The organism is Sandarakinorhabdus oryzae, assembly GCF_009733735.1.
Classification (GTDB): domain Bacteria; phylum Pseudomonadota; class Alphaproteobacteria; order Sphingomonadales; family Sphingomonadaceae; genus Sandarakinorhabdus; species Sandarakinorhabdus oryzae.
This window is the reverse complement of the sequence record NZ_WNJP01000380.1, coordinates 1-730: the sequence shown is the minus strand read 5'-3', so window position 1 is coordinate 730 and position 730 is coordinate 1. Positions and strand designations below refer to the sequence as shown.

The window sequence follows — 730 nt, the reverse complement described above, 5'->3', positions numbered from 1 at the left end:
CGCCTGCTGCGGCTGCGCGGCACGGCGATGCAGGCCGCCGTCCCGCCCGGCGTCGGCGCCATGGCGGCGCTGCTCGGCCTCGATTTCGAGACGGTGCAGACAATCGCTGCGGAGGCTGCGCAGGGCCAGGTGTGTGCCGCGGCCAACGACAATGCCAATGGCCAGGTGGTCGTGTCGGGCCATGTCGAGGCCGTTGCCCGCGCCATGAACCTCGCCAAGGCCAAGGGTGCCCGCCACAGCGTGCTGCTGCCGGTGTCCGCGCCGTTCCACTGCCCGCTGATGCAGCCGGCGGCCGATGCGATGGCCGAAGCGCTGGCGGCCGCCCCGCTGGCCGCGCCCACCGTGCCGCTGATCGCCAACGTGACGGCGGCGCCGGTGACCGATCCCGATGCGATTCGCGGCCTGCTCGTCGATCAGGTGTGCGGCACCGTGCGCTGGCGGGAATCGGTGCTGGCCATGGCCGGACTGGGCGTCACCGGTTTCGTGGAGCTGGGCGGCAAGGTGCTGGGGCCGATGATTCGCCGCATCACGCCTGACGTACCCACCATGACTGCCAGTGACATGTCGGGCGTCGAAGCCATTGCCAAGGAGCTTTGAGATGTTTGATCTGACCGGCATGACCGCGCTCGTCACCGGTGCTTCGGGCGGCATCGGCAGCGCCATTGCCAGGGCGCTCGCCGCGCGCGGCGCCCGTGTCGCGCTGTCGGGCACCCGCGCCGAGGCGCTGGCC

The 730-nt window shown here is 71.8% G+C and carries 2 protein-coding genes; both read left to right on the top strand.

The window, feature by feature from the left end; genetic code table 11:
• On the top strand, window positions 1-597 hold a 597-nt coding region (locus GJ693_RS16425), incomplete at its 5' end, for an ACP S-malonyltransferase (RefSeq protein ID WP_156257278.1).
• 1 nt (window position 598) lies between these two features.
• On the top strand, window positions 599-730 hold a 132-nt coding region (locus GJ693_RS16420; RefSeq protein ID WP_156257277.1), incomplete at its 3' end, for an SDR family NAD(P)-dependent oxidoreductase.